Here is an 8,595-nt window from a genome sequence, read left to right on the forward strand (position 1 = left end):
CTTTCTGTTGTTTGTTTGTTTAGAATTCTATTTTAACACAGAAACTGATCTCTATTCTATTATCTATATTACCAACAACTATTTTACACTATCATTACATTGAAATGCTATACTTTACTGGATGCCGGGTTCAGCGCTTTCTTCTTATCATTGAGCATGAACCAAATAAACAGCAACAGGATAGAGTGAACATTGCCACCAACCATGAGAATCTCCCAACATCAAAATAAAATACTAATATTAAAATCATGATTATGATTGCAAATTGCGATAGTGCAATTGCTTTAAGTAGTTTTCTTACATCCTTATCCATTTACATTATCTCCTTTTTTAATATTTGAGTCGGTAATTTTACCTCTCATACATATAAACAATCCGGAAGGCGATTTGCGGACATCTTTTTTTGTTTTTATTTTGTTTTTTTGTCAAACTGATTTATCACTGACATGACAAGGTTTTTCAATGTCGAGTGATCGCAATTTCCAAGCAGGGTATAAACGTACTTATTGTCGTTCCAGTAAATGCAATATGTACCTTTCTTATAAAACTCAATCGCTTCATATCCATCTATCCTCGTTTTATGGATATTATTTTCCGAATCCAAATGATCAATACCATTGTCACTTACAGTTTCCTGGCTATATGTAATAGTGACCTTTTTATCATTGCTATTGATGTATGTCAAATAGTAATCCTGATCCGTCTTTTTCTGGCTACTCAATCTATAGCCTTCCGGAGTGTCAGGTGTAATTGCTTCAATTTTCTCCGTACTATTATCCTGATTCGTATTGTCGTAAAGAAATTCCCAGTTCGTGCTATTTTTAATGATTCTATAATATAACCCCGGCTTTGCTACGGCGATGGTCGCAAGTGTCGTGGCGACCAGCAGCGCGACAATCACTGCCAGCATTACAGCACGGCGCATTCTTATGCGTCCCACGTGAACATAACGACGCTCCGCAATCTTGAACGCAGCCTTCATTTTGTGCTCGAATTCAGCAGAAAAAACATGCTCCGGGGCAGTTGAAGCCTCGGCCTCGAGTCCCGCCATCTCGCTATCGTAAGCATCTATCAAAGCCTCTTTTAATTTAGTCATGCCGCTCACCTATCCTTTCGATCAGAATCTCGCGGCCACGCTGGGCCCTTTTCTGTGCGGCTGCAACAGAAATGTCCAGCACCGTGGCTATCTCTACGTATCTGTACTCTTCCACGCACAAAAGGTGCAGCACATCGCGATATTTTTCCGGCAGGTTTTCGATCTCGTCCACGAGCATACCGTAATTGACATGCTCAAATACATCGCCCATTTCCTCAGGCGAGTAGAATCTGCCGCACTCTTCGCTTCCGGCATCATCTTCATATCCGAGGTCATCCTGCATCTTCTTTAACATGTTAAGCGAAGTGTTCCTAACTATAATAACTACAAAACTCCGCGTTTGTGGACAAAAAATTTCATTTATTTTTGAAAAATTTTTCGCGATGGTCAAAAAAGCCTCATTTACTGCGTCTTCCGCCAGGTTTTCTTCTTTAAGGATTTTTTTCGCAACATAAAACATAAGGCGCTTGTATTGATAGTATAGCTCCTCGAATTTGCTCTTCTCCTCCGGTGTATCTACGATCTGTAAAAATATCTGTAACATTATTGACTCCCTTGACATAATTCTTACACCATTTCAAGGTTTTTGTAATGCAAATTTAACACCTTTTCAAGGTTTTCGCATAATATGGTAATTATTGGTATTTATTTGGGTCGATTGCAAAACTAACTTCCAGTTTGCAAAAGAAACTTATCAAAGTATGATATGTATGGTATGTACCCATAATCCTGGGCCGCGCACTATTTATTGATAATCAGGTCGTATACGTGCGCGCCCGCACGGATTACCCTGTATTGAGGAACAAAGGTGCGATTTAGAGATTTCCAAATTGATTTCCGCACGTATCAGGCTTCCTCAGGGCATGGAGGTGCGCGTATTGAAATTTCAACGATTAGCTGCGCACTTATAGGCGATATTAAAGGATAAGAAGTGCGTATCAGACTTGATATACTACCAATAAATGTCAATTAAGGATAATATGCCCATTTCCGCGCACCTTGACCTCTTTGGATCGGTCAATAAGTGCGAATTTGGTTTACAATAATAATAAATTCGCACTATCGTCCTGGATATCAGCCCAATACGTGCGCAGTACAATTTCCAGGGCTTTTCAGACTGATTCTTGCGGGTCGAATGATTCTTGCGGGTCGAATCATACTTGCGGGTCGAATAGAAACAGCCCCGACCGCAGGAGCTAATCTCTGCAATCGGGGCCGATGGATGAATCAACTATTTGTTTCTCTTAAACAACTTCTGTATATACTCAAGGCAGCTGTCTCCGTTGCCTTCAGCTGTGCCAAAGCCTGTTCCGCCATAAGCGTATGTACGATCAGGTACATCTAACAGCAGGTCTTCATCGATCTGTGCTGCGCAACGAGCCATAGAGCCGTCGCCCATGTACCATCTGAGTGGGAAGCAAAGGAATGTGAATACCTTGCCTGCCGGGATCTTATCAAGGTCTCCGCCAAGATTCTCAACACCTACTATGCCATGTCCGAGCATTTCTTTGTGGCATGGTTCCCATGTGCCCCAGATTCCGATGTTTTCCAGCTCGCCGAATTTCTCATCGTAAGCTGCCTGTCCATGGATCCTGATGTATTCTTCCTTGTCGAATTCAGCGTAAGCTTCCTCGCCAAAGAGTTCCTTATATTCTTCTGTAATAGGTCTGCCGGTAGCTCCCAGAAGGTTCATTCTGGTCATGCCGTTGTTGCCCATTGCTGTGTGTAGCGGATGATCCAGAGCCTGGCTGTCCATAGCTACGCACTTAACCTTATGCTTAACGAACCATTTGCCGGCATCGATACCAGTACCGATGGAATAATGGTAATAAGCCTTGGAATCATCAAATAGACGATGCATTCCTGTATTCAGGCAAAGTACCTTTCCTTCCAGGTCTTTCGGATCGAATCCGCAAGCCTCGCAAGCCGCATCCAGATGCTTATCTGTAATAAGAGTCCAAGGCTCTACATCGAGTTTGAGGACGATAGCGTCTCCTGTGTAAGCATCTACTGGCATCTCGTGAGTGTAACGAGCTCTTCTTCCGTCGAACTCATACTCCATGACATGTCTAGGCGCGTCGCAATGCGTGCCCGTATGCATAGTGCAGGTGATCTTAGATGTCAGGACTCCACCCTTTGCCATAGTGTGGGCATTGGTGATTTCCGGTTTATCAAAGTATGGCCATCTTGGAATTTCAGCGCTGAATGGATGCGCCAGATCTACATATACTGTTTTTCCCATTATTATTTCTCCTTATTAATTTCGTGTTTCAATTTTAAACGTTCGTAGCAAGGCGGCAAGTCGCTGAGAAACGGAGCGTACCTCTCGTACGCGAGTATCGCAAGGCGACGCAGCCAACACAGCTACGGGCGTAAAAGACAAGTTAGCAGGTTAAGTACCCTCCAGAACAATCATAATTCCCGCCCGTCATAAAGTCCGATGCTGCTGACGACAGGAACAGCGTGAATCCAACGAAGTCGTATGGCTCGCCGAGGCGACCTATCGGCTCTCTCTTCAGGAAGTTCTTATATACCTCTGATTCAGGATCGAACATCCACTCGGTCAGCTCGCTTCTGAATACTGTTGGGCAGATGGAGTTGACATTGATGCCATACTTGGCAGTAAGGTCGCATGCCATACTGGAAACCATAAGGTCTGCGCCACCTTTGGATGTGCAGTAACCAGTATATCCAGCCATGCCTCTCTTGGAACGCTGTGAAGTAACAACGACGATTTTGCCGCCTTTCTTCTGAGCGACCATCTGCTCTGAAACGTACTTGCATACGATATAAACGCTCTTGCAGTCAGCATCCATAATGTACTGCCAGTCAGCAACTGACTGCTCCAGGATGTTCTGCGGCTTGTTGAATCCGTGAGCAATAGCAAGGATGTTTACCTCGCCGTACTGCTTGACGCAAGCCTTGACCAGCGCGTCGACCTGTTCTTCTACAGCAGGGTCAGCAACGTAATATGCACAGTCGATACCTTCAGCCTTGAATTCAGTCTCAAGATCCTTCAGCTTACCTTCGCTCCTGCCCGTCATGAATACCTTTGCTCCTGCATATCCATAAGCCTTGGCTATTACTTTGCCCAGAGCTCCTGTAGCTCCTGTGACCAGTGCTACTTTGCCCTCTATTGAAAACATGTTATTTACAAAATCTTTAGATACGTCTACCATGTCTGCGCCTCCTATTTAGCGTCTGGATAATTGATTATTACCAGCATCTCAGCAACTTCGTTAGTCTTGTTGGCAAGTCCTCTTCCTTCGTTTGGCGGGAATGAGATCGACTCGTTGGCATGGATGACATACTCCTTGCCGTCCTTGTCTGTTACGGTCATTTCGCCCTTCAGAACGAAGTAAACCTTCTCCAGCGGATTGTCTTCATAAGCCCACTCTGCGCCGCCACCCGGCAGGAATGTGGATTTACCGATCCAGAACTTAGTTGCTCCAGTCTCCTCTTTGCCATGATATCTCATAGCTACCATGTTGAAATGTCCTGCTGCATCATACGGCTTCAGGTCTGCTACTGTTCTCTTGATCATTTTAATTTCCTCCTAAACTATATTGTATTAACGTGTATTAAACTAATTTATCAGTCGATGTAATTCTTAGAAGCCTTCAGCTGGATTATCAGCTTCTTCTGGAAGGCGTTCTTCATTTCCTGGGCCTGCTCAGGCGGATATTTGAAAAATCCCTCTCCGCTCTTCATTCCCAGCTTTCCTTCTTCCACTTTCTGTCTTAATATAGGGTTGGCTTCTGTCCTGTTGTCCATTACTGACAGCAGGTTGTCGCCAACTGTGCACCAGATGTCCAGACCGCCCATATCAGCTACTTCCAGCTGTCCGGTTGTTGCATATCTGAATGCAGGTCCGAATTTCAATGCGGTCTCAACGTCTTCAGGATCTGCGATGCCCTGCTCCATCAGCGAGAAAGCCTCTCTGGCAACTCCCTGCTGGATCCTGTTGGCAACCAGTCCAGGCACGTCCTTCTTGACCTTGCATGTCTGCTTTCCTGCCTTCTTGTAAAGTTCTCTGACTTCGTTGAAGGTGGCCTCGTCCATATTGCCGAAGTATGAAAGTTCAACCAGCGGCATAAGATGAGGCGGATTATACCAGTGACATACCATGCACTTGCCCTGCTTCTCCTTGCTTACCTTCTCTAACATTTTGTTCAATGCCAGTGATGAAGTATTGCTTGCGCATACGCAGTCAGCCTTGGTCATTTTCTCAAGGTCGGCAAAGATGCCCTGCTTGAGCGCCAGGTCCTCTTTCAGGGCCTCGATAACGTAGTCAGTGTCCTTAACGGCCGCGGCCATGTCCTCATACATAGTGATCCTGTCGAGGCTGGCCTCCACGTCGGCTTTTGTTATAAGGCCATTCTCAGCCAGAAAATCAAGCTCGCCCTTGACGGTGTCCTTGCACGACTTTCTCATTGGCTCGTATGGCTCGTAAATATTTACAGGGTAGCCGTTCATGGCAAAAAACTCGGCAATGCCGTGACCCATGGTCCCTGCTCCTAATACTGTAATATTCTTGATCATTTGTCTACCTCTTATTTATTAAGTCCCAAGATTTCTCTTGCTTCTGCCGGAGTCGCGGCTTCATTGCCGAACTCTTCGATGACTCTCTTGGCTCTTGCTACGAACTGCGTATTGCTCTCTGCCAGCTTGCCCTTGGAGTACATAACGTTGTCCTCCATGCCGACTCTGACATTTCCGCCCAATGCGATAGTTGCGTACATAACTTCCATAGCGCTGTGGCCTACGCCGAAGGCTGACCATGTGGAACCCGGACAAAGGGCATCCATCTGCTCTTTCATGAACAAAAGGTTCTTCAGGGATCCCGGGATTCCGTTGGCGCATCCCATGCAAAGCTGGAAGTGCAGCGGTGTCTTCAAAACGCCCTTCTTTACATAATATGCGGCGTTGGCGATCATGCCCGGATCAAAGGCCTCTATCTCAGGCTTTGTTCCTGTCTCCTGGAAAAGCTTGCCGCATTCCTCCAGGAATTTAGGTGAGTTGAGGAAAAGTCCCATGTTCAACCAGTTCATTGAACCACAGTCATATGAAGCCATCTCCGGTTTCAGATTCTTGACGTGAAGCAATCTGGTCTCATCTGTAGCGTAGATGTCTCCTGATGTTGTCAGATTAAGGATAATGTCGCAATCAGGATATCTTGAATGGATCAGCTCTACAGTCTTGCGGAACTTCTTGGCATCCATAGTGCCGTTGCCCTCGTCGTCTCTCATGTGAAGATGAGCTACAGCAGCGCCGGCTTTCCAGCAATCGTAAACGTCGTCAGCGATTTCTTCCGGCGTCATAGGTACGTTAGGGTTGTTTTCTTTTTTCGGCCATGCACCTGTCACAGCCGCAGTGATAATTGTTTTCTTTGCCATTTTAAAGACCTCCGTGTTTTCTATATGTATTGTTATATTTATCATTAATGGGGGGGGTTGCGCATCGGCCAGGTGTGCTGGCCCGACCGACACGGTTTTACTTATCTTGTCTGTGGAGGACGATGTTACGTTCTTTAGACATTAATAGTAATAGCAAGACCTATGCCAAATTTTTAACAAAAGGCAGCCTGTCGGCTTTAGGCCCGTCGTTGCAAGGGTTACACGGTTTTTCAATTTCTTGTTTTCCGGCCAAAATGTGTGGTTTATGTGATAGGTATTGCATTTAGTGGTGAATTGTGTCACCATATAGATAGAGTTTAGGAAAAAATTCACCACATTACTTTTTGTACCCGGAGGAGAGCCATGAAAGACATAGATTTTAAATGCATCTGCGACAATATGATAGACGCCCTGTACGTGACCGATCACCACGGCAACACCATCTACGTCAACGACGCCTACCTGAAGCTCGGAGACCTGACGCGGGAGGAAATCATAGGTAAGAACATCATCATTCTGAACGATGAACAGGACCTGTACTCCGGCGGCGTGCTGCCTGACGTTATTAAATCCAAGAAGCGCGTTGACTGCGTGGGCACTCTGACCAGAACCAATACCAAGGTCCACATTACGGGCATTCCGATCTTCGATTCCAACGGATACATCAAATATGCCGTTGCTACGGAGAAGGATATGGAGCGGCTGGAGGAACTTGAGGACAACCTGGCCGAACTGCGCAAGGACAATTACAAAGGTAACATCGAGCTGGCTTATCTGCGCGATCAGCAGCTGGTCAACAGCGATGTAGTTGCGGAAAGCAGCTGCATGCAGGAGGCTTTTTCTATTGCCAGATCCGTTTCCAAAACCGACGTAACCGTTCTGATCACCGGTGAAAGCGGCACAGGCAAGGAGATCATCGCCGACGCCATCTACATGGCCAGCGACAGAAACGGCAAGCCTTTCATCAAACTCAACTGCAGCGCCATACCTTCGACTTTGTTAGAGTCGGAGTTGTTCGGCTACGAAGAAGGCTCCTTCACCGGCGCCAGCAAAGGCGGCAAGCCGGGCCTCTTCGAAATCGCCAACGGCGGCGTAGTGCTCCTGGACGAGATCGGCGATATGCCTCTGGATCTGCAGGTCAAACTCCTGCGTGTTCTCCAGAGCCATGAAGTTCTCCGCATCGGCGGCAAAGAGCCGATCAATCTGGACATCCGCCTCATCGCTTCTACTAATAAGGATCTGAAGGCGGCCATTAAAGACGGCACCTTCCGGGAGGATCTTTACTACCGTCTGAATGTGGTTCCTATCACTCTGGCGCCTCTGAAGGAACGCCAGGCGGACATCGAGCCTCTGGTGGAAATTTTCCTGAAGCGTTACAACAACCGCTATAATAAGAATGTCATCCTCACTCGCGGCGCCATGGTCATGATGCTGGAATATCCTTGGCCCGGCAACATCCGCGAGCTGAAAAACGTCGTGGAGCGCATGGTGGTGATAAATTTCTCCAATGTAATTGACGGCGAAATCGTCTCCCGGGTCCTGGGCCTGACTTCTGAACAAAAAGAGGCCATCAACCCGAATACGGGCACGCTGAAGGCGGCCACGGAATCTCTGGAGCGCCAGCTGATTCAGGAGGCCCTGGCCAAATACGGCAGCAAAAGGCAAGCTGCCAAGGCTCTGGGCATAGACCACTCGACGCTTATTAAGAAGTGCAAGCGGCTGGGGGTTGAATAGCTGCGGCCGGGCGCGGCCGGGGCGGCGACATGTTTTCACCCAAAACGCTGTTTTCCGCCGCCCCAGGCAGAACTTTCGCAATGCACATGCAACAAAGGATTTTTTATGCGCAAATATTTACATTTATTTACTTTTCTTCTTGTATTTTGCTTCCATTTATTGTAAAATATTGTTTATCAGTTATTATTAAACTAATTCAAAGTTACTTATCCGGCTAAAAGCCAGCTCTCCACTCTGAAAGCATGTGGATTTTCTGCCTAGAGAGGCCGAATAAGTAAGCATCAAAACATAGGCACATTGAGTAGCTATTTGCCACGATATATAATATCTTCCAGAGCGGGAGGTATATAGTTGTGAATAGCAGGCAAT

At 46.4% G+C, this 8,595-nt stretch carries 9 protein-coding genes; 1 reads left to right on the plus strand and 8 read right to left on the minus strand.

Annotation, left to right across the window (positions count from 1 at the left end; genetic code table 11):
• Window positions 1-130: 130 nt before the first annotated feature.
• The 8 genes from EV211_RS10005 to EV211_RS10040 all read right to left on the minus strand — a co-directional run bounded on the left by EV211_RS10005 (window position 131) and on the right by EV211_RS10040 (window position 6,492).
• Window positions 131-313: a hypothetical protein gene (locus tag EV211_RS10005; protein WP_133529293.1), complete on the minus strand. Its 183-nt coding sequence runs from the start codon at window positions 311-313 to the stop codon at window positions 131-133.
• Between the two features lie 96 nt (window positions 314-409).
• On the minus strand, window positions 410-1,096 hold the full coding sequence (locus EV211_RS10010; protein WP_133529294.1) for a DUF4367 domain-containing protein: 687 nt from the start codon (window positions 1,094-1,096) through the stop codon (window positions 410-412).
• Complete coding sequence (locus tag EV211_RS10015; protein ID WP_166635442.1) at window positions 1,089-1,640, minus strand: RNA polymerase sigma factor; 552 nt, start codon at window positions 1,638-1,640, stop codon at window positions 1,089-1,091. The genes EV211_RS10010 and EV211_RS10015 overlap by 8 nt, the downstream gene beginning before the upstream one ends.
• A gap of 687 nt (window positions 1,641-2,327) precedes the next feature.
• On the minus strand, window positions 2,328-3,338 hold the full coding sequence (locus EV211_RS10020) for a cyclase family protein (RefSeq protein WP_133529296.1): 1,011 nt from the start codon (window positions 3,336-3,338) through the stop codon (window positions 2,328-2,330).
• Between the two features lie 142 nt (window positions 3,339-3,480).
• Window positions 3,481-4,275, minus strand: coding sequence for an SDR family NAD(P)-dependent oxidoreductase (locus EV211_RS10025; RefSeq protein WP_133529297.1), 795 nt, complete (start codon window positions 4,273-4,275; stop codon window positions 3,481-3,483).
• A gap of 11 nt (window positions 4,276-4,286) precedes the next feature.
• A complete protein-coding gene (locus EV211_RS10030) occupies window positions 4,287-4,640 on the minus strand; it encodes a cupin domain-containing protein (protein ID WP_133529298.1) in 354 nt (117 codons plus the stop codon).
• Window positions 4,641-4,690: 50 nt separating this feature from the next.
• Window positions 4,691-5,638 carry a 3-hydroxyacyl-CoA dehydrogenase family protein gene (locus tag EV211_RS10035; protein ID WP_133529299.1) on the minus strand — a complete coding sequence of 316 codons (948 nt, stop codon included), beginning with the start codon at window positions 5,636-5,638 and terminating at the stop codon, window positions 4,691-4,693.
• An 11-nt stretch (window positions 5,639-5,649) separates the two neighbouring features.
• Window positions 5,650-6,492 carry a BKACE family enzyme gene (locus tag EV211_RS10040; protein WP_133529300.1) on the minus strand — a complete coding sequence of 281 codons (843 nt, stop codon included), beginning with the start codon at window positions 6,490-6,492 and terminating at the stop codon, window positions 5,650-5,652.
• Between the two features lie 363 nt (window positions 6,493-6,855).
• On the opposite strand from EV211_RS10040, the gene EV211_RS10045 reads away from it, so the two are divergent.
• The gene (locus tag EV211_RS10045; RefSeq protein ID WP_133529301.1) at window positions 6,856-8,226 is read left to right on the plus strand and encodes a sigma-54 interaction domain-containing protein; all 1,371 of its coding nucleotides are present in this window, start codon (window positions 6,856-6,858) and stop codon (window positions 8,224-8,226) included.
• Window positions 8,227-8,595 lie beyond the last annotated feature (369 nt).

The organism is Aminicella lysinilytica (assembly GCF_004362975.1).
Lineage (GTDB): Bacteria > Bacillota > Clostridia > Peptostreptococcales > Anaerovoracaceae > Aminicella > Aminicella lysinilytica.